This is a genomic window from Streptomyces sp. ID05-26A (assembly GCF_033794685.1).
Taxonomy (GTDB): domain Bacteria; phylum Actinomycetota; class Actinomycetes; order Mycobacteriales; family Pseudonocardiaceae; genus Lentzea.
The window spans coordinates 2242852-2263607 of sequence record NZ_JARAYZ010000002.1 but is presented as its reverse complement, the minus strand read 5'-3'; the positions used below and the strand labels follow the sequence as shown (position 1 = coordinate 2263607).

13 protein-coding genes are annotated in these 20756 nt (G+C 70.7%); 4 read left to right on the top strand and 9 right to left on the bottom strand.

The annotated features are described in order from the left end of the window. Positions 1-31: 31 nt before the first annotated feature. The 3 genes from PV646_RS25935 to PV646_RS25925 all read right to left on the bottom strand — a co-directional run bounded on the left by PV646_RS25935 (position 32) and on the right by PV646_RS25925 (position 6149). Positions 32-2893: a discoidin domain-containing protein gene (locus tag PV646_RS25935; protein ID WP_500344787.1), complete on the bottom strand. Its 2862-nt coding sequence runs from the start codon at positions 2891-2893 to the stop codon at positions 32-34. After that, positions 2887-5436 (bottom strand): NPCBM/NEW2 domain-containing protein, encoded by a 2550-nt coding sequence (locus PV646_RS25930; RefSeq protein ID WP_500344786.1) that lies wholly within the window; start codon positions 5434-5436, stop codon positions 2887-2889. The genes PV646_RS25935 and PV646_RS25930 overlap by 7 nt, the downstream gene beginning before the upstream one ends. 98 nt (positions 5437-5534) lie before the next feature. Beyond that, positions 5535-6149 (bottom strand): hypothetical protein, encoded by a 615-nt coding sequence (locus tag PV646_RS25925; RefSeq protein WP_500344785.1) that lies wholly within the window; start codon positions 6147-6149, stop codon positions 5535-5537. A 19-nt stretch (positions 6150-6168) separates the two neighbouring features. Between PV646_RS25925 and PV646_RS25920 the strand changes: the two genes are divergently transcribed. Further along, complete coding sequence (locus PV646_RS25920; protein ID WP_452252395.1) at positions 6169-6333, top strand: hypothetical protein; 165 nt, start codon at positions 6169-6171, stop codon at positions 6331-6333. On the opposite strand, the gene PV646_RS25915 is transcribed toward PV646_RS25920, so the two are convergent. Continuing rightward, positions 6278-7651: an MFS transporter gene (locus tag PV646_RS25915; protein ID WP_500344784.1), complete on the bottom strand. Its 1374-nt coding sequence runs from the start codon at positions 7649-7651 to the stop codon at positions 6278-6280. The genes PV646_RS25920 and PV646_RS25915 overlap by 56 nt on opposite strands. Before the next feature lie 84 nt (positions 7652-7735). Between PV646_RS25915 and PV646_RS25910 the strand changes: the two genes are divergently transcribed. The 3 genes from PV646_RS25910 to PV646_RS25900 all read left to right on the top strand — a co-directional run bounded on the left by PV646_RS25910 (position 7736) and on the right by PV646_RS25900 (position 10595). Further along, positions 7736-8290, top strand: coding sequence for a TetR/AcrR family transcriptional regulator (locus tag PV646_RS25910; RefSeq protein ID WP_500344783.1), 555 nt, complete (start codon positions 7736-7738; stop codon positions 8288-8290). A gap of 95 nt (positions 8291-8385) precedes the next feature. Further along, positions 8386-9306: an ArsR/SmtB family transcription factor gene (locus PV646_RS25905; RefSeq protein ID WP_500344782.1), complete on the top strand. Its 921-nt coding sequence runs from the start codon at positions 8386-8388 to the stop codon at positions 9304-9306. A gap of 11 nt (positions 9307-9317) precedes the next feature. Then, entirely contained in the window at positions 9318-10595 is a 1278-nt protein-coding gene (locus tag PV646_RS25900; RefSeq protein WP_500344781.1) for a BTAD domain-containing putative transcriptional regulator, read from the top strand. A gap of 411 nt (positions 10596-11006) precedes the next feature. Here the strand turns inward: PV646_RS25900 and PV646_RS25895 are convergent, their stop codons facing one another. From PV646_RS25895 to PV646_RS25875, 5 genes are read right to left on the bottom strand one after another with little or no spacing between them, the layout of a single operon-like run. Then, entirely contained in the window at positions 11007-12812 is a 1806-nt protein-coding gene (locus PV646_RS25895; RefSeq protein WP_500344780.1) for a YehQ family protein, read from the bottom strand. Then, complete coding sequence (locus tag PV646_RS25890) at positions 12809-13912, bottom strand: VWA domain-containing protein (RefSeq protein ID WP_500344779.1); 1104 nt, start codon at positions 13910-13912, stop codon at positions 12809-12811. Before PV646_RS25890 ends, PV646_RS25895 begins: the two co-directional genes overlap by 4 nt. Then, the gene (locus PV646_RS25885) at positions 13909-16152 is read right to left on the bottom strand and encodes a DUF5682 family protein (RefSeq protein ID WP_500344778.1); all 2244 of its coding nucleotides are present in this window, start codon (positions 16150-16152) and stop codon (positions 13909-13911) included. The genes PV646_RS25890 and PV646_RS25885 overlap by 4 nt, the downstream gene beginning before the upstream one ends. Then, entirely contained in the window at positions 16110-17180 is a 1071-nt protein-coding gene (locus PV646_RS25880) for an ATP-binding protein (protein WP_500344777.1), read from the bottom strand. Before PV646_RS25880 ends, PV646_RS25885 begins: the two co-directional genes overlap by 43 nt. Then, positions 17177-20749, bottom strand: coding sequence for a WGR and DUF4132 domain-containing protein (locus PV646_RS25875; protein WP_500344776.1), 3573 nt, complete (start codon positions 20747-20749; stop codon positions 17177-17179). Before PV646_RS25875 ends, PV646_RS25880 begins: the two co-directional genes overlap by 4 nt. Between the last annotated feature and the right edge of the window lie 7 nt (positions 20750-20756).

The window sequence follows — 20756 nt, the reverse complement described above, 5'->3', positions numbered from 1 at the left end:
GATTGCCCGGCGTCGCCCGGTTAAACCCGCCTCACCCGGAAGTCACCGCGACGCTCCGCAGCCTCGCCTGACCGGGTCGCCACTGCGTCGACACCGCCACGTACCGGGCGGACAGGGCAGCGCCGTAGGTCTTGCCGTCCAGGCTGTAGGTGACGGTGTGCGGCGGCGGCAGGCCGGGTGTCCACTTCAGACTCACGTCGCCGACGGTGTGCACCGCGCCGAGGTCGACGACCATCCGGCCGTCGCGTCCCGGCGTCCACGCGGTGCGTTCGGAGCCGTCGACCGCGGCGCCCGGATCGGTCATGCCCGGCGGCAGCACGGCGTTCGGGAACGTGAGGCGGCCCAGCGCGAGGTCGTTGATCGGGAACGGCGTGACCATCGGCATGCTCACCGTGCGCTCACCCCGGCCCAGCACGACCGGAAGGCTCCGGCCGTCGCGGTGGACCAGCACGAACATCGCCGGGCCGCCGCGGAAGGTGACCCGCTGCCCGTCGTGCACGACGGCCGTGACGCCCGCGGGAACGCCACGGGCGGTGAACCACGGCGCCTCGACCCGCGCGGTGGCGGCGGGCAGGCTGAGCGCGTACTCCGTGCCGTCACGGGTGGTGACCTGCGAGCCGCGGTACAGCCGGGTGCCGCGCAGCCGGACGGTGCCGGTGACGTCGGCGCCGGACAGGTTGAAGAGGCTCAGGAACCCGTCCGCGCTGCTCGCGCTCACCCCGGGAGGGCACTGCGGTGCGGGTTCCGCCGCGATCTTGCGCAGATCGGCCCGGACGTAGCCCTCGACGAGGCCCGCGGGGACGGTGATCGTGTCGCCCTGCACGGTGAACTGGCCGGACCGTGAGACGAACCCGGCGCGGCCGTCCACGTCGAGCCAGCCCGGCGTGGACAGGTCCGCGCGGGGGTACGAGGCCACCGTCGTCCACTCGGTGCCGTTCACCGACGTCTCGATGCGGTAGGCGACGGCAGCCGCTGTCTCCCAACGCAGGCGCACGCGCTGCACGGTCGTGGCGGTGCCCAGGTCGACGGCGATCCAGCTGTCCGCGCGGCCGCGTTCGGCACGGGCGACCGCCCAGCGCGTGGCCGGATCGCCGTCCGTCGCCTTCGCCGGCTCGTAGCCGGGGTCGAACGACGAGGCCGTCGTCGTACCCGGACCCACCTCGAAGTCGAACAGCGAGTAGCCGTAGGTCGGGTAGGGCGTGACGCCGACCATGCGGACGTGTCGCGCGGTCGTCGCGGGAAAGGTGAGTTCGTCGACCCGGAAACCCTCGCGCGCCTGGACCGTGACGCGACCCGCCGACCCCGTGTACGTGCGGGAGCCGGTGAGAATCCCGGCCAGTGCGAGGTTGTGCACGTCGACGCGGCCGGGGCGGGGGAGCGCGCAGACGATCGTGCCGGTCGGCAGGGTCGCGGTACCGGCGAACCCGTCCGCGAACCGCAGCAGGCTCGCCGTGGCGTCGAAGCCGTCGCGGATCTTCCGGTAGGCGACGGTGCTGCGCCCGGTGACGGCTTGGGGCGGCAGCAGCATCGGGGTCGCGCCGCTGATCTTGAACAGCCAGTCGTCGTGCGAGGGCTGCCAGGCGAGCTTGGTGAACCCCGGCTTCGTCACCGTGCCCGCCCACGCGGCCGCCGACTGGTGCGTCAGCAGGCCGGGATCGGCGCCGTGGTCGATGGTGATCGCGGCACGGGTGAAGAACTCCTGCTCCGACACGGGCTTCGCGGGTGGGCGGAGCTCGTGCAGCAGGTAGCTGATCGCGAGCTCCGCGCGTGCCTCCGGCTCGTACTTGGCCTCACCGGAGAACTTCGCCAGCCGGTGGACCGGAGGGTGGGCCTGGTAGGCGAGCAGCCGGGACGCGAGCGCGGCCTCGGCGTGCGCGGCCATCGGGTCGCTCAGGACGGTGGAACGGAAGGCGAGAGGGATGACGTCCCGGCCGTAGAGGTGCTCCCGGTCGTTGACCATCGGCATCAACGGCTCACCGGCGTCGCTCATCGTGGCGAGGATGGTGCGCCACAACAGTTCTCCGTTGGGCTGCTTGGTCAGCACCTCGGGCAGCGGCCGTCCGGCGAGCAGGAAGTGCACGGCGTTGCGGCCCGAGGTGCGCCAGAGCTCCTCCTGGTAGTGCGGGCCGAACGAGCCGTGGTTCTCGACGATGAACGTGTCGTGCAGGTTCGTCGCGGTGTTGGCCGAGATCGGCGTTCCGTCCACTGTGGAGGGATTGGCGAGGTCGGCGGCGGGCAGCCCGGCCTCGTTGCGGCTCCAGCGGGTGAACGCCTCGCGCCAGCCGCTCCCGTCGCCGTGCCAGGCCAGTCCGGGCGCGAGGGCCTGGGCGTAGACGCCCATCTCCTCCAGCTTGGTGTCGCCCCGGTAGCCGCCGGTCAGGCCGTTCGGCGTCCAGCTGCCCGAACGCGGGTCGTTCGCGCTGCCGAGCGATGTCGTGTAGTCGGCCTGGCCACGGGCGATCGTCTCCACGTTCGTGCGGGTCTGCGCGTCGAGGTCGGGCCAGAGCAGGCGGGCGGCCAGCACGAAGTAGGACTGGAACGTGGTGTCCCAGAACAGGGTCTTGCCCCACTCGGTACCGCCCGCCAGCACGTTGCTCGCCGCGAAGTGCTTGATCGTGGCGAGGGTGTGCTCGCGCAGCACGTCCTTCTCGACACCGGCCAGCGCCGCATCGTAGCTGCCCCTGGTGAGCAGCACGGCGTTGCCGAGCACGACCGCGAACCCGAAGTCCGTGCGCCGGTAACGCTTCGCCGTGGCGTCGTACTGCGTCTCCGCCCACTTCGTGTGCCTGAGCAGCACCTCGTAGTAGGTGTCCTTGAGCTGCGCGACCGAGATCTTCGGTGCGACGGCCAGCACACCCGTGGCGTACAGGAAGGTTCTGCGGTTGATCAGCATGTCAGGGCTGCCTCCGCCCAGTCGGCGTGGTCGAAGTTGCGGCCGTCGCCGCCGTCGGTGACGCGGAGGCTGAGCATCCGGACGCCGCTGACGTCGACGTCGATCGGCACGGCCGCGCCCTTGCCCCGGATGATTCCGCTGTCGTACAGGGGTTCGTCGTCACCGAACACCTGGAAGACGACCGAGCCCGGCTCGCTGGTCTCGTCGTCGAGGCCGATCTTCGCGGTGAGCCGTTCGCAGCTCTTGCCGAGGTAGACCGAGACCTCGGACGGCGCGTGCGTGCCGAGGCCCTTGGCGTAGGTGACGGCGCCGATCGACAGCACGTTGCCGTCACCGGCGGTGTTCTCGCCGTTGGACCTGTCGCGTTCGACCGGGCCCCAGCCGTTGGTCTCGCTCTGGAACGGCAGGTCGCTGACCTGCGCTCCGTTCGCCGGCGCAGGGGGAGGGACGAACGCCCTGACCGCCTGTTCGACGTGCACGTCCCCGAAGGTGGCGACGATCGGCAGGTCCACCGGGCCGGTCCGTGATCCGGCGGTGAGCTGCCAGCGGCCGTTGATCGACTCGCCGGGCTCGAGCGTGCGGCGCTGGACCACCGGACCCGTGACGGACCAGCCCTCGGGTGCGATCGCCGCGAGCCTGACGTCGCGGAGCTCCCTGTCGCCGTTGGTGAACGTGCCGGTGACCTCGATCGTCGAACCCGCCGGGGTGTCGGTCGTGCCGGCCGGCGTGACGGTCAGGGTGGTCTTCGGAACCTGGCGGATCGGCTGGTCGCACGTCCGCAGGCCGGGCCGGTAGCGGCAGACGACCGCCGCGAACCCGCCGTTGCGCCGGGTGGGCACGGAGAGGGTGTCGGTGGTGCGCAGGACCTGCGTGTCGCGGACGACGTCGGCCCGGATCGCGGGGTCGCGGACGGTCTCGACCAGCCACTGCCCGCCGCCGAGGAAGCTCAGCGGTGCCCGGAGGGTGCGGTCCTGGGTGGCGATGCCGCCGACGAACCACCGGTCGCCGTTGCGGCGCGCGACCACGGCGTGCGAGTCGGGATCACCTTCGAGCAGCCGGGTCTCGTCCCAGACCGTCGGCAGCTGGTCGAGGTAGCGCAACGCCTCCGGATGCCGTTCGTAGGCCTCGGGTTTGTCCGCGAAGTGCGTCCAGCCCGACTCGTAGACGACCGGCAGCGCGACCTCGTGCGCGATCGAGGCCTCCTTCGTGCCGACTTCGAGCGACACGGGCGTGTAGTCCATCGAGCCGGCCACGTTGCGGGTGAAGAACTGCACGGGGTTGTTGGCGGCGGGCGGGTAGTTCTCCGCGCCGCGCACGGCCTCCATCGTGAGCACGTGCGGCCAGGTGCGCGCGAGTCCGTGCGGGATCGTCGAGCCGTGGAAGTTGACCATCAGTTTCAGATCGGCCGTCTTCTGCAGAACCGCGTCGTACCAGCGGTAACGGTCCTGCGAGTCGGACTCCATGAAGTCGAGCTTCACGCCCTTCGCGCCCCACTGCTTGATCCTGGGCAGCACGGTGTCGCGTTTCTGCTCGGTGTCGAGGTCGCTCCAGCGCAGCCACAGCAGGATCTCGACGCCCTGCGCGCGGGCGTACCGGATGAGCTCGGGCACCCACGCGGCGCTCCAGCCCTCGTCGACCAGGGCGTACTCCCACCCGTTGCGGGCGGCGAAGTCCACGTACTGCTTCTGCCGCGCGAAGTCGCTGGGGCTCGAGTGCTCGCTCAGCCACGACCAGGCGACCTTGCCCGGCTTGATCCAGCTCTGGTCCGCGAACTTCGCGGGAGCGGCCAGGTCGTCCACGAGCGTGGAGGTGCTGACCGTGGCGAGGTCGCCGACGATCGCGGTGCGCCACGGGGTCGTGCCGGTGGAGGCGACCTGGGCGTCGGCGAGCACGACCTGGAAACCGTCGCCGCTCTTGCGCAGCTTGCTGCCCGCGTACCGGCCGTCCACATCGGACTCGGTCAGCAACGCGAAGTCCTGGCCGTTCTGGAAGAGCGACGGGTAGCCGAAGTCACCGGTGGCCTCGCCCGCGGTCGTGCGCACGCGATTGGCCTCGTACCAGGCGTTGTAGGGCAGCAGCCACGCCTTCGAGTCGCCCGGAACCGTGAAGCTCGACGCCTCCCCGGTGACCGTCGCCGGCTGCGGCAGCACGTACCGGTAGGCGACGCCGTCCGCCGAGGCGCGCACGACCAGGTCGAAGCTGCCGGACGCGGTGCGGAAGCCCAGCCGGCTCTCGGTCATCCTCGCGGTGCGCTGCACCCGTTTGCCGGTCGGCATCGTGTACCGCTCCATGACAACGCGGTCACGGCGGCCGGTGAAGACCAGGTCCTCGGTGAGATCGGCGGTTGTCGTGGTGAGCCCGACCGGAGCGGGCTGGAGCACGGTTCGGCCCTGCCTGCGCACAGCCAGAGTCAGGTTTCCGCTGTTCAGAGCCACTTCCGCGGTGACCTGGCCGGGACCGGTGACGGTCCAGCCGGACGGCGCGGCGACAGCGGGCGCGGCGGGCAACAGCAGGGCGAGCACGAGTACGAGCAATCGTGACATCGTTGTCAGCTCCCAGGTGAGACCGCTCCCATCGTGTGGAGCCGGTCCCGTCCCGGTCAAGTGGCTGATGATTATCAGTCCTCTTGCGGACAGGGATTTCACAGGACGACGATCTCGATCTCCTTGCCGAGCCGGGCGCCGTCGAGCAGGTCGAGGTCGTCACCGCTCCAGAAGCGGCCCGGGTCGTACCAGTTGGGCCGGCGCTTCGGCAGCAGCCCCATCTCCTCGTACGTGACGGCCACGATCTCCGCGCAGAACGCGCTCTCGATCGTCGCGTCGCCCTTGGGTCCCAACGGAACCCGCCCGCGCACCCACCGCGAGGCCAGCTTGGCGGTGGACGGGAACGGCGTGCCGTCGAGCCGCGCGACCGTCCGCAGCGCCGCGTCCTCCATCTCGCGCGTCACCTCGTGGTCGAGCTGCCGCAGCCACGCCCGCTGCCCGTACTTGTCGTGCCACGTGACGACGGCGTCGCGCAGGTCGTGCAGCTGGGCGCCGCGCTGGTGGGTGCCGCTCCACATGTCCTTGAGGGACTTGCCGAGCTCGGCGTGCCACATCAGCGGCGGCAGGTCGTCCACCACGATCGCCATGCCGACGTGGTTGACGGGGCTGTTCGTCATCGTCTGGATCGCCCGGTCCGCCGCACTGCGCCCGCGGAACACCCACACGTCCCCGGTGCGGGTCATCTCCACGGCTTTGTCCAGTGTTGTCGCCATGGCCCAGTAGCCTAGGCACATGAAGCTGTGGAAGGTGATCGGTATGGCCGCTTTCGCGGGTGTCGCGGCGAGCGGCGTGGTCGTCGCCCGCAACCAGCGCCGCCGCGCCGCCTACACCCCGGACCAGATCAGGGAACGTCTGCACGAACGGCTGGCGCAGGCGTCCGCTCCCCGTTCGGAATGAGTCGGTAGGCCACAAAGGACGCGAGCGCCACCAGCGCCGCCGCCACCATGGCCGTGCCCTGCATCGCCTCGGTGAACGTGCCCGTCGCGGCCCACGCCGACAGCACGGTCCCGAGCACCGCGATGCCCAGCGCCGCACCGAGTTCGTAGGCCGTCTCGGAGACCGCCGAGGCCGCGCCGGCCTTGTCGGCCGGCACTGCGGACACCACGGCGTCCGTGGTGAGCGTCAGCGCGAGGCCCACACCGGCGCCGATGATCACCAGCGCCACCGCGATGGCGCTGTACTGCGCCCAGACCCCGACGATCACCAGGCCGCCCGCGCTGAACAGCAGCCCCGCCGCGATCGCCCGGCCGCGGCCGAGCGCCCGGACGACCGGGCCGATCGCCGCGACGACGAGCACCCCGGCGAGGCCCAGCGGCAGTTCGCGCAGGCCCGCCTCCAGCGGTGAGTAGCCCAGCACGTTCTGGAAGTACTGCGACAGGAAGAACACCAGGCCGGTCAACGCGAAGATCGCGATCATGCTGGCGCCCACCGCGCCGCTGAACGCCGGTTCGCGGAACAGCGCCACGTCGATCATCGGGTGCCTCGAGGCCTGCTGCCGCCGCACGAACAACCACAGCCCCGCCACGCCGACCAGCCCGGCCGCGAGAGCCGTCCAGCTCGGCCCGCCGAGCGCGACCTCCTTGACCGCGTAGACGAGCGGAACGACACCGACCGCCGACAGCAGGGCCGAGACCAGGTCGAACGGGCCGGGGTGTGGATCACGGGACTCCGGCAGCCACCACGCGCCGAACACGAGCAGGGCCGCCATCACCGGCAGGTTGATGATGAAAACCGAGCCCCACCAGAAGTGTTCCAGCAGCGCGCCGCCGATCAGCGGCCCCAGCGCGGCACCGGCCGTCGCCGTCGCGGCCCACACCGCCACCGCCCGCGTGCGTTCGGCGGGGTCGGTGAACAGGTTGCGGATGATCGACAGCGTCGACGGCATGATCGTCGCGCCCGCCACGCCGAGCAGGGCACGGGCCACGACCAACCAGCCCGCGGTCGGCGCGAACGCGGCCAGCAGCGAGGCGAGACCGAAGCCGAACGCGCCCATGAGCAGCAGTTTCTTCCGGCCGATCCGGTCGCCGAGCGTGCCCATCGTGATGAGCAGGCCACCCAGCACGAACGAGTAGATGTCGCCGATCCACAACACCTCGGCCGTCGACGGCGCCAGGTCCTGCTGCAGCGCCGGAATCGCGAGCGCGAGCACCGTGCCGTCCACCGCGATCAACAACAACGCGAGCGAGAGCACGCTCAGTGCTGCCCACCTACGCATGACGAACCCCCTTAGCCGACCATGTGGTCTGTAAGGTAACGTACCGTCCAGACGGTCGGCTAGGCAAACGATAGGTTGATCACCATGCCCGGAGAGCAGCGCAACGCGCCCCGCACCCGCCGTGACGTGCTCGCCGCAGCCGCGCGAGCCCTGATCGAGCAGGGTCCGAACGTCAGCCTCGACGCCGTGGCCAAGGAGGCAGGGGTCTCGAAGGGCGGCCTGCTGCACCACTTCCGCAGCAAGCAGGCGCTGATCGTCGGACTGATCGAGGAGTGGTTCGACCACTACGACGCGACGGTCACACGCCTGCTCGAACCGGAGGACACCCCTGGCCGGTGGACCCGCGCGCACATCAGGGCGACCTTCGAACCACAGGACCTGTGGTCCCACCCGTCCGTCGTGACAGCACTGCTCGGCGTCCCGGAACTGCAACAGCGGATGGACGTCGCCGCGACCCGCTGGAGGCAGCAGACCGATTCCGACGGCCTGCACCCACAACGGGCCGACCTCATTTCACGTGCACTCGATGGAGTGACGCTGGCCGACCTGCTGTGGCGCGACCAGGAGTCGGCCGAAGAGCGCGCACACACCCGTGACCTGCTGCTGAAGCTAACCGAGCAGGCCGGGCCGCTCGTCTGACTTTGTCCACTGAACGTTGTCAACTGGAACAACGCTGACACTGGACAACGAACTCTGCGTACCTTCGGAAGTGGTGGCACTCCGGGGGGAAGCACATGCCGATCGTCATGTCCGAAACCGTGCCCAAAGGGCGCGGACTGACCATTCTGTTCGAACTCGAAGACCTCGCGCGCACGCGGTTCGCCTCAGCGCCGCTGCCGATGTACGAGCTCGTGTTCACGGTGCACAGCGGCAACTGGGACCGCCTGCTGCTCCCGCACATCCGCCCGCTCGCCGAACTGATCAGACCGGGGCGCTTCATCCCCGACTTCTTCAACTCCGCGCACCCCGACTTCGACGACGCCGTGTGCCAGGTGCTCGACGTGCCCTCGACGCGGGTGCGTGACCAGATCGCGAGCATGCTCGGCACCACCTCACCGTGGCTGCGGTCGTTCGCGGCCGGCACCCCGACCTCACGCCAGGACCTCAGATCGGCGTTCCGCTCGGGCTTCCGCGACCTGCTCGGACCGAACTGGTCGCAAACCCGCCAGTCGTTCGAGGCCGAGGTACGACTGAGGTCGTCGCAGGCGGTGACGCGCGGGCTGGGAGACCTGCTCGGCCACCTGCACCCGTCGATCTCGTGGACCTCACCCGCCCTGCACGTGGAGCTGGGCTGGGACACCGAGATCTCGTTGCGCGGCACCGGAATGCTGATCGTGCCGGTGCTCAACGGCCTGACCCGCCCAGCGGTGGCGATGTTCGCCGAACCCCAGCCGCTGCTCTTCTACCCGGTCACCGCACCCCAGCCGAGCGGCGCCAGCCTCGAACTCGCCCTGGGCCGCACCCGAACCCTGGTGCTGCGAGCCCTCACGTCCGAACGCACCACCACCGAACTAGCCAAACACGTGGGCATCAGCCTGCCCACCGCCTCACAACACGCGACAGCCCTGCGCACGGCGGGCTTCGTCTCGACCCACCGCAACGGCAGGTCGGTCCGCCACCGCCTGACCCGGCGCGGCTGGGAACTGCTGAACTGAGGGAGGCCCGCATGTCCGCGATGCCGCGGTACCGCACCGACCCGAGTCCCCGAGCGCTGGCCACCCGCCTGCGCGCCCTCCGCATCGCGGGCGTCCCGGTGGCCTGCCACGTCTACGCGGGACTGGCCGCACCAGCGCCGACCTCCGCGTTGCACGCCCGCATCACCCACACCATGGCCAGCGCCTTCGTGACAGGCACCTCAGCGGCCGTCCCGCGCTTCGAACCACCACCCTCCGCCCAGCTACGCCTGCTGACGTCCGCCAGCTGGGGCCGCCTGGACGGCGCGGGCCCGGACATGACGACCTTCCCGGTAGACCTGGCCTCCGAACTGTGGTGGCGAGTCCACGAACGAGCCTCGGGCTCGCTCCGCCCAGCCGAACGCCGCCTGGCCAGCGACCTGTTGCTGCGCCTGGGATACCCGCACCGCGCAGCCGCCGTGATGGGCCTCAGCGTCATCGACCCGCGCAAACACGTGCTCTCCCCAGACCTGGCCCTGGAACAACTGGCCGTGCTGCGCTGCCACCTCCCGTCCTCCGCAGTGGAGGCGATGGCATTGCGAGGAGCAAGATCCGGCCTCCCAGCCGAAACCCGCCGAGACCTGGCCCTGCTGGTGGTCTTCCGCAACGCGGCCCGAGGCGCAGACTCCACCTCCCTGCAAGCCGCCGCAGCACTGGCTGTGAAGGCCTCGTCCGAACTGCCGCAGAACGGCTTCACGGGCCTGCTGAACCGAGCACGCCTGCACCGCGCGATAGCCGCAGTCCCGTTCGTGCGCCGCGACATCACCGAAACCCACCGACTCCTGGGCCGCGCCCTCGAATCGCTGACCGCCACCACCCCGGCCACCACCCCGGCCACCACCCCGGCCACCGACCTGGACCGCCTCGCCTGGGCGGACGAGGCCTACGCCCTGCACACGTTCCTCGTCCAGACCCACCTCACCGTCGGCCTGGGCCAGCGCGCCGTCGGGTACGCGGCCGAACTGGCCGAGCTCAGTCCCGGCGATGACAGGACGTGGGCGCTCTACGGGGACGCACTGGCAGCGAGCGGGCGGCTGGAGGAGGCGCTGGACGCCTACGGCCGCGGCATCGCGCTGGGTGGGTGGGGTGCGGCTCGCGCGGCGTATCTCCGGGGGTTCGTGCTGGAGCGGCTGGGGCGGGTGGCGGAGGCTGCCGAGGATTACGTGCTGTCCCAGCGCATCGACCCGACTTCGTCTGTGGTGGCTGGGTCGTCTGTGGTGGCTGGGTCGGTGGGGCGGGTCGTGTCTGGTGCCACGTACGCAGTGGGGTGAGGAGGCGGTTCGTTCGTGGTGGCGCGTGCCCGTTGGCGGGTGGGCGGGTCGTGCCAGACGCGGTGTGGTGGGGCCGGTCGGGCGGCTCGTGCTGGACGCCGTGGCCTGACGTGAGGCCTGTGGACCGGACCGTGTTTGGCGCCGTATCTGCAGTGGCTGTTGGGGTGCCCACCGCTCCTCCGCGCGATTCCACCTGACGCAACGCGCTAACCCCGGATTTGGTTCCCGCTTTATCCACAGGGTCGTCCTCTGTCCACAGGCTCTGGCGACGGGAGCTTCGGCGGGCAGCGAGAGTCCGCCAGCGAACAGCCGTCAGCGGACGGCGGCCAATGAGAGGGCACCGGCTAGCAGCGGCCAGCGAGTGACCGTATGTGCCGGTGCGTGTTGTGGCGGCCCCGGTTTGGGTGGGTGTCAGCGGGCGTCGGCTGTGACCAGTAATCGCAGGTGTGCTGTCAGCCAGGTGGTCGGGGTCGGGTCGTCGGCGAACGCCGTGGTGTGGGACGCCGCTGTTTGCAGGCCCGCGGTGTGCAGGTGGGTGCCTACCTCGCGGATGCGGGCCAGCAGGCTGGCTGTCAGGTGGTCCAGGCCTCGGTGCGCGGCCTCGGCCAGCACTGTCAGGGCGCTGTCTATCGCCGCGCTCAGCGGGTCGGATGCCGTGGTGCCCGGCGGGAGTGGTTGCGGTGTTGTGTCTGTTGCCAGGTCTGGCACCACTACGCCTGTCGGGGCGTGGACTGCCAGTGGGTCTACTACCAGCGTGCCTCGGTGGCGGCGGATGGTGCCGGTGATCGTTGTCGGGGTTGCTCGTAGTGCTGTTGTCAGCGCGTCCAGGGCGTTGGGGGCTACGGCTCGGTGGGTTGCTTCCAGGAGGCAGGTTGTGCCTGTGGGGGAGTGCAGGGTTGCTGTCAGGCGTTGTGCTGCTGGGTCGTAGGCGAGGTCGGAGACCTCGGCCACCCGGATTGCGCGGACCAGTTCTGCCTCGACCCTTGCGCGGACCTGGCGGGGTGGTAGTTCTGCCAGGTGGGCGGCGGCTGCCTCGTAGTCTTCGATCACCAGGGCCTGGGGGAGGTGGTCCCAGGCCGTGCCCACCGGGGTCAGCGAGGTTTTGGCTACTCGGCTGGTTTTCAGCGTCACTGCGCGGCTTGCGCTTCGGGTTGCCGATTCCGACACCACGTTCGACGCTGCCAGGCGTTGGCCGGTGCGCCTTGGGGTGTCGCGCTGTACCAGCACCACGTCGCCTGATGCGAAGTAGACGTCGGCCGTGGTCTCTGTGCGGACGCGGGCGCCCAGTGCGGTCAGGCGGACGCGTTTGAGCGGGGTCTCCGCTGGTTCGTCCGGGCCCAGGACTTCGGCTCTCGGGCCGGTGGCCGTGGTGCGGGCGTGCAGTTCGGTCAGCAGGGCGGCGAACTGTTCTGCCTCGTAGTCGGCGCTTCGGTTGCGGTAGGCCGTCAGTTGGGCCAGCAGGTCGGTGATCACGGCGGCGGGCCAGTGCAGGCGTTGTGCGGTCAGGTCGCGGTGCAGGCGTTGCCACGCGACGTCCAGCACCTCGCTCGCGTTCGTGGTGCCGTCGAGCAGCAGCTGGTCCAGCAGGTCTGTGACTGCGGTCAGGTCCGTCGCGGTGGTGGGGGAACCGCCTACGTCGATGGTGTCGGCGCCTTGTTCGTCCGCCTCGCGGAACGCCCACACCGCCAAGGCCGTCGCCTCGTCCTTGTTGACGGCGTCGGTGTGGACGTAGGACAGGTCGCCGGGCACCAGGAACGTGACCGTGCAGGTCGGGAGTTCCGCTTGTGCCGTCTGGTCTTGCTGGGTCGGGCGGCGGAGCTTGGCGCGGTATCCGGCCTGGCGTGCCCTGGTGGCGCGGCGCAGGGTGCGGTCGCCCATCAACGACGCCAGTTCGGCGTCCGTCACCGCGCCCGGTGACCACAGTTCGGTGGGGGCGCTCGCTTCCTGGGTGTGCTGGTACGCGAGGACGACGGCGATGCGGTGCCGGCAGACGCCTGCCGCGCCGCAGCTGCAGTGCGCCGCGTCCAGCGTGGTGCCCGGCGGCAGCGTGGTCGTGGTGCCGTCGGGGAACTTGCCCTGGACGGCACCGGCCGGATCGATGTCGAGCGCCGGGACGACACCCGCGTCGAGCTCCTTGACGGCACGTTTCACCAGACCGCGGTTGGCCAGCGCCGCGAGCGCGTCCGGGGTCAGTGCCAGCAGGTCGGGTCTGGTCACCTGAGTTTCTCCGCAACGAATTCCGCCAGCTGGCCGGGGGTCATGGCGCCGACGTGGGCGCCGACGTTCGCAAGGCGCTGGCCCAAAGCCCTGTCGTAGTCCGGGTTCGCTTCGTCGTCCAGCGCTGCCAGGCCCAGCACGTGGGTGCCCTGCTCGCACAGGTCCTTGACCGTGCGGACCAGGCGCTCCTCGCTGCCGCCCTCGTAGAAGTCGCTGATGATCGCCACGATCGACCGGCGCGGGCTGTCCACTAGCCCGGCGCCGTAGGCGACGGCCTTGGCGATGTCCGTGCCGCCGCCGAGCTGCACCTTCATCAGCAGCTCGACCGGGTCCGTCACGTCCGAGGTCAGGTCGACCACGTTGGTGTCGAACGCGACGAGGTGGGTCCGGAGTCCTGGCAGCCCCCACAGGCACGCCGCCGTCACGGCCGAGTGGATGACCGAGCTGGTCATCGAGCCCGACTGGTCCACGAGCAGGATCACCTGCCACTGCTCCAGGTTCCGCTTGGTGCGCGAGACGAACTTCGGGTGCTCGATCGCGAGCTTGCGCTCATCCGGTTGGTAGCGCTGGAGGTTCGCCTTGATCGTCGAACGGAAGTCGAAGTTGCGCGAGTTCTTGTGGATGCTCGGGCGGCGCGACCTCGTGCCGCTGAACGCCGTGCGCACCTCCGTCTTCAGCTTCTCCATCAACTGCTTCACGACCGCTTCGACGATCTTGCGCGCCATCGCGAGCACGGCGGGGTTCATCAGGTGCTTGGTCCGCAGGACCGCGCGCAGCAACGCCGGGTTCGGCTCGATCCGTTGCAGCACATCGGGATCCGTGACGACGTCGGTGATCTCGTACCGCTCGACGGCGTCGCGTTCCAGCCGCTCGATCGTCTCCTTCGGGAAGAGGCTGTGCACCTCGTCCAGCCAGTTGACGGTCGTCAGCACCGAGTCCTCGCTGCCACCCTTGCGCACACCGCGGTCGGCCAGATCCGGATCACGCCCGTAGAGCCACTCCAGCGCGGCGTCCTGCCGTGCCGCGCCGCCCTGCAGGCCTCCGGTGCAGCGCGACGCCGGTTCGCCGAGGATCAGCCGCCAGCGTTCCAGGTCCGTCATGCCAGTCCGCCCTTCACCAGCAAAGCGTCCACGCGCTTCTCGATCGCCATCGCCTCTGCCACGGTGATCGGGTCCGCGGTCAGGCGGGTGACGCCCTTCGTGCTGCCCTCGACACCGCGATGGGCGAGGACGGTGGCCGCGATCGTCTCCCTCTCCCGCGGCGGGAAGTAGCTGAAGGCGAGCCGCAACGCGGGCAGCGCCACCAGGAACTCGTCGGAGTCCATCGCGCTGACCAGCTCGTCGAGCACGCCGACGAGATCCGGGCTCGCCAGCACCTCCTCCCGTGCCACCGCGAACAACCCGGTGAGCCAGTCACCGAGCGCCTCGACGGCCCGGATCTTGCCGACGTCCGGCTGGGTGCCGAGCGTCCAGGCCAGCCCGAGCGCCGCACCGCGCAGGTCCGGCGGTGCCTGCACGTCGTTGCTCACCCTGGTCGCCACGCCCGTGACGTCCACGACGTCGAGCGACAACGCGGATCCGGCGTGCAGCACGGCGTCCCTGGTCGCCGCCATCGCCTTGAGGCGGTGCGGGTCGGCCGGGGCAGGGCCGCCGTGCAGGCCCTCGATCAGCCACAGCACCCGCGCCGTGCCCACGTCGATCACCGAGCCGAGCAGCGGGTCCTTCCGGGTGCCGAACAACCTGTCGTGCCGCCACAAGCCGAGCACGCCGCTCAGCACGTGGCCCAGCGCCGCCAGATCACCCGTGTCCCGGACGCCCTCGTTGAGCGACTGCTTGACCCGGCCGGACAGCGCCGAGATCCCGCACAGCACCGCGTCGAACAGGATCGTGGCCAGTTCTTCGAGTTGCGCGTGCCGGGACCGGCGCTCCAGCGCCACCCCGGCCGCCTCCTCCAGCGTGGCACCGTTCTCGGCGGCCTCGATCAACGCGGCCAGCCGTTCCTCGGCCGGGCGGAGCGTCCACTGCTCGTCCAGCTTCGGCTGCGCGCCCTCGGACGGACCGCTGGTGCGCTCGAATCCGGGAATCCGCAGCACCCGCAGGCGGTGCAGGATCCGGCTGCGCTCCAACGCCGCCGGGTCCGTGAGGTCGAGCGCGACCTTGCCCTCCTGGTCGAGCGCGTGCGCCCGCAGCAGCTCCTGCACCGCGTTCACCAGCGGCGGTGCGGGCGTGCTCGGGTGCAGCCGGCCGACCTTGCCACCCCGCAACGCCCCGAGCATCTCGATCAGCGCCGGGTGCGCGCCGGGCTGCAGCGTGCCGCGTCGCGTCCACGGCGGTGGCTGTGTCAGGTCCTCGGAGATCAACGCGCTGGTCAGCCCGTCGAGCACGTCGGTGCGCGCCAGGTTCTCGTGCCCGCGCAACCTCGCCAGCGCCCCGGCCTGAGTGCGTGCCGCGATCAGGTCGGCCGTCGACACCGGCTGCTGCCGCTCGCGCAGCCGCGTCGCCACCGACTCGACCAGCCAGTCCGCCGCCCGTTGTGAGCCGGCCTCCCAGACCTGCTGGTAGTAGCCGGGCGACGGCATGCCCGACTGGTAGCCCGTGAAGGCGTCCAGCCGTGCATGCGAATACGGCACGAGGTAGCTCGCACCCCGTTCGCGCTCCGGCACCTCGGGCCACTCGGTGCCGCCGTCGAGCTGCGCCTTGAGCGCGGCCGTGTGGAAGCCACCGGTGATCACGACGACGGGCCGGTCGCCCGCGTCGTGCACCGCCGCCCGCACCCAGCGCGCCATGTACTCCTCCCGCGCCGAGTCGCCCTCGTCCGCGGTCGCCGTGCCGCGCAACAGGTCGAAATACTCGGCCATGCCCTCCGGTTCGGTCTCGCACTCGAAGAGGTGGTCCCACAGCACGTCGACGTTGTCGACCGAGAACTCCTCGCACAGCCGGTCGACGACCTCGGTGTAGCGAAGCTCCGCGTCCGCGTACCGGTTGCTGACGTCGCGGAACGCCTCGTGCCACGCGGGCAGGTCGATGAACCTGACCTCCGCGCCACAACGGCGTGCCTCGGTGATCGCCACCCACTCCGGCGAGTAGTCGCAGAACGGCGACCACGACGCGTGCTGGTCGGAGTAGCTGAACAACGCGACGGGCAACTCGTGCCCGAGCAACAGCTCGTCGATGCGCTCGTTGAAGTCGGCGGGACCCTCGATGAGCACGTACGCGGGCCGCTGTTCGGTGATCGTGGCGGCGACCAGCCGGGCACAGGCGGGACTGTGGTGCCGGACGCCGACGAAGACGGCCCCCATCAGCCGGGCAGCAGGTGCCGGGCGCGGTGCAGCTCCTGCCACTGTTCGCCCTTGCGCCGCGACGCGTGCTGCTCCAGGTAGCGCCGCAATCGCGCCAGGTCCTCCGCGTTGTCCTTCGCCGCCGTACCCGCGAGGCACTCCACGACGTCCGCCGCCGAGCCGACCTCCCCGCGCAGGAACCAGCCCCGCAACCCGACCGCGTGCGCCACCGAGACCGCCTCGGCCGTGCTCATCACCGTCGTGAGCCTGTCACCGCCCTCGCGCAGGTCGCGGAACGTGCGGACCAGGACCTCCAGCACGTCGCGCCGGGGCGCGAGCTCCACGCCGGAGCGTTCCAGCAGCTTCGCCGACTCCTGCTCGACCAGCGCGAGCTCGGTGTCGAAGTCCGCGATCGGGAACACCGTCTCGAAGTTGAACCGCCGCTTGAGCGCGGCGCTCATCTCGTTGACGCCCCTGTCCCGCGTGTTCGCCGTGGCGATCACGTTGAACCCGTCCTGCGCGAACACCATGCCGTCCGGGCCGTTCAGCTCGCCGATCGCCATCACGCGGTCGGACAGCATCGACAGCATGCAGTCCTGCACCTCGAGCGGGCAGCGCGTGATCTCCTCGAACCGCACGATCTTGCCCTCGGCCATGCCCCGCAACATCGGCGCCGGCACGAGCGACCGCGGCGACGGACCCTCCGCGACCAGCAGCGCGTAGTTCCACGAGTACTTGATCTGGTCCTCGGTCGTGGCCGCGCCGCCCTGGATCGTCAGCGTCGACTCGCCGCACACCGCCGCCGCGATCAGCTCGGACAGCAGCGACTTCGCCGTGCCCGGCTCGCCGACGAGCATCAGGCCGCGGCTCGTCGCGAGCGTGACCAGCGCCCGGTCCACGAGGGACGGATCGCCCACGAACTTCTTGGTGATGCCCCGGTTGTCGTCGCCCACCACGAACTTGCGCGCGGCGTCGAGGCTCAGCGCCCAGCCCGGCGGTTTGGGCGCGGTGTCGGTGTCCCGCAGGCGCGCGAGCTCGTCGGCGTAGCGCACCTCGGCGGGCGGACGCTGCATCGTCTGGGTGCTGGTCATGGCTGCAGGGACTCCAGTTCGGAGAGGATCTCGGAGACGGTGATCGGGTCGATCGCGTAGGTGGCTGGCGCGTCCCGCGGTGCGGACCACGTGCCCTGACCGCTGGGCGAGAACCACATGTCGCTGAAACCGACCTCGGGGAAGACGTCCATGGCGCCCACCGCGATGCCGGGGTCCATCGCCGCGACGAGCGCGCCGCCGTCCGGGAACGGGCGGGTGATCCAGCACTCGACGCCCGCGTCCTGCGGTGTGCCGCGCACCCAGCCCTTCTTGGTGAGGCCGAGGATCTTCCCGATCGGGTACGGGGTGCCGCAGGACTTCTTCAGCCGGGGGAGGACGTCCTCGGCGGGCGCCACCAGGTGGACGGGGCGGCCCAGCTGGGGGAACGGCTGCAGGATCTCGTAGTCGGCGAAGACCTCACCCCACGCCGCCGCCGCGCCCAGCAGGTCGACCGCGTGCGCTACGCGCACGACCGCGGTCTCGGGCAGCGTGAACTCGTCGTCGTTCGCGTCGGCCAGTGTGCGGTCCTCGGCCAGGCGGAAGGAGGAGCCCTCGCCGGTGATCCACACCAGCCGGCGGACCAGGTGCCACAGCAGCGGATGGGCGGCCAGGACCGTGTGGAACTCCTCGGTGGTCCAGGTGCGCTGGTTGACCATGGCGCGTTCGAGGCGCTGGATCTGGTCGGACGCGATGGTGCGGACGTCCTTCTTCAGGGCCATGAACCGCTTGTGCTCCAGCGGGGCCTGGTCCTGGTCGTCCTTCGCGCCGGGTTTCGGGAGGTCCTTGCGGCGCTTGCCGTCCGGGTCCAGCACGAACGGCTTGAGCTGCTCGTCGAAGCCGACCGTGAACTGCCGCGGACCGTAGTCGATCACCAGGGTCGCGGCGTCGTCGAGGCCCAGCCGCGGGACCAGCCGGTCCGACAGCTGGTCGCGGGACAGACCCAGTTCGGCCGCGATCTGGGCGACCTTCTCCTGGGCCTTGGACTTGAGGCCCTTGAACGACACCTTCTCGGCGATGCCGTTCAGGTGGGACAGCGCCACCTCGGTGCCGATGTCGGCGAGGACGTCGAGACCCGTGACGGCACGGGCGTGCTGGCTCTCGCCCGGCCAGTTGCGGATCAACGGCGACAGCGAGCGGACCGTCGAGTCGTCGCCGAACCAGCCGAGCGCGGTCAGCGCCCAGCTCTCCTTCGACGGAGCGCCTGCCTGTTCCCATGCCTGGAACGTGGCCCACGCGAACGCCGCGAGAGAGTCCTCGTCGAGTGCCTCGCGGACGATCGGCAGCCCCGCGTAGAGCTCACCGGGCTTGGACAGCGCGGCCGTCATCTGCAGATGAGCGGCGGCCTCCGCGGACAGCGCGAGCGTGCGATCGGCCAGCAGGACCTGCGGCAACAGGCGCGTGTCGGCCCACTCGCCGATCGCCGGCAGCTTCGCGGGCAGCACGTCGACCGGGTCGACCGACAGCACGACGTCGATCGCGGCCTCGGCGCCGCACTCCCTGGCGACCGCGGCCACGTCGACACCGAGGTTGTTGTTCAGGTGCCGCAGCGCCGCCTCGGCGTTGCGGCGGGGGACACCGGCCTTCCCCGCCGCCGCAGGGACGAGCAGACGGGCGGCCTGCTCGCGGTGCCGGGCCAGCCACTCGAGGCCCCAGCGCCGGGCCGACTTCGTCCGGGCGAACCAGTCGGCCATCTGCGTCGCCACCTCGGCCGTCGCGAACGGCATCAGCAGCATCCCGGTCCCCGCGGGAGCGGACTGGACGTGCCGGAGCAGGGGTGGCGCGGCGTCGGCACCGAACCGGGCGGCCAGGTTCTTGCCCCACTCCTCGACGCCCCAGCTGTAGTTCGGCTTCCAGTCCGCGAGCAGGTGCCGCACCTCGTCGTCGGGCGCGAGGAGGAACAGGTCGTTGTCGTAGTAGTCGATGACTCCGGCCAGGTACTCCTCGAGCAGCTTGCGCCAGTCGCGTTGGTCCTGCAGCCACGAAGAGCCGGACGCCAGCCACTCGGCGTGCTCGCCGGGCAGCCAGCTCACCACCGGCTCCGGCAGCGGAAGGTCCGCCAGCACCACGGGCTTCACCGGCTTGCTGCGGTGCAGCCACGGCGGCGAGGCCAGCAACGGTGGCAGCTGGTCCGTGCTCGCCTCCGGCACGATCGCCTCGGCGGACTCGGCGAGCAGCGCGGCGACCTCGCCGGGCACGGTCAGGTGCGGGTTGCTCCGCAGGTGGACGTTCAGCAACCGGCGCACGGCCTCACCCGACGACGCGCGCTCGGACAGCAGCCGCGCCGCCCTCACGGGGAACGCCCTCATCGCGGACACCACGGCGGGCAGCACGTACTTCCCGTCCAGCCGGTCGAGCAGGATCGTGAACGCCTCGTCGGTCGGTAGCGCCGCGAGCACGGTCAACGCCTGTTTGCGGCCTCCCGTCCGCTGGTGGTAGCTGTCGGAGTCGAGCTCCTTCGCGAGCAACGGCGCGACGGCCGGCCCCAGCACGTACACAGCCGTGTAGAGCACGAACGCCGATGTCGTGAGCGATTCGTCGATGTCCCTGAAGTCTTCGAGGCTGCGGGCGCTGCTCGTCAGCATCCACCACCGGCTCCGCGTGTACCGGTGCTTGCGAACCTGGGTGAACCAGTCCGCCCGCTCAGGGATCAGGTAGCACCGGAGTTCCTGCCCGGTCTCCGACTCGCCGAACTCCTCCAGCGCGCCTTCGGCGGCCGCGCGCTCCTCGGGGCTCGCGACGGCGATCGCGTACCGGACGGCGGTGAGCATCAGGCCTTCCGGCTCACCGATCGACGTGTGGAAGTTGCCGGTGCGGTACCGCAGGCAGATCCCGGTCCACCTGCCGTGCTGGTTGCGCTGGTCGCAGTACGCGAGGCTCGTGAGCTGGACGACCGCGGTGGTGGCGAAGGCGAGGCCGTGGTCGGCGATCCAGGCGTGCACGACGGGCGCGCTCGCCTTCGTGATGGCTGCGATCGCCGCCGCTCCGACGGGGTTCGGCTGCCCGGCCAGGTACTCGCGAGCCGCGCTGACCAGCTCGGCCTCCGAGTCCTTGGCCGAGAAGGCCTGCTCGATCGTCTCCGCCTGGTCCTTGATCAGCTGCCGCGCCTGCTCGGCCTTCGCCGGGTCGACCGTGAACTCCGGCTCCGGGTGGAACCCGCGCTGGCGCACCGCGTCACGCAGCCACGCCTTGGGCATCACCCAGGTGTCTTCGTCGATCGGAGCCGCGGGCTCGGCGGCGGGCTGCTCGGTGGTGCCAGGTGCGCCGGCGACACGTTGCTCGGAAGTGGACTGCTCGGAGGCGACAGGTGCACCGGCGGCCGGCGCGGCGGTGGACTGCCCGGTGGTGGCCGGTTGCGCCTCGGCGGCACCTTCCGGTCGGTAGCCCTTCTTCTCCTTCTCCGCCACCAGCTTCGCGACGTGCGCGGTGGCCGTCTCGGCGGAGGCCAGCTCCTTGGTCTGGGTCTGGCCCGCGGCGCCGAGCCGTCCGAACCGGACGGTCACCGTCGCGCCGTCCTGCTCGATCTCCCAGAACTTCGCGGAGCCGTCCGCGACGAGTTCCCACCTGCGCACTGCGTTA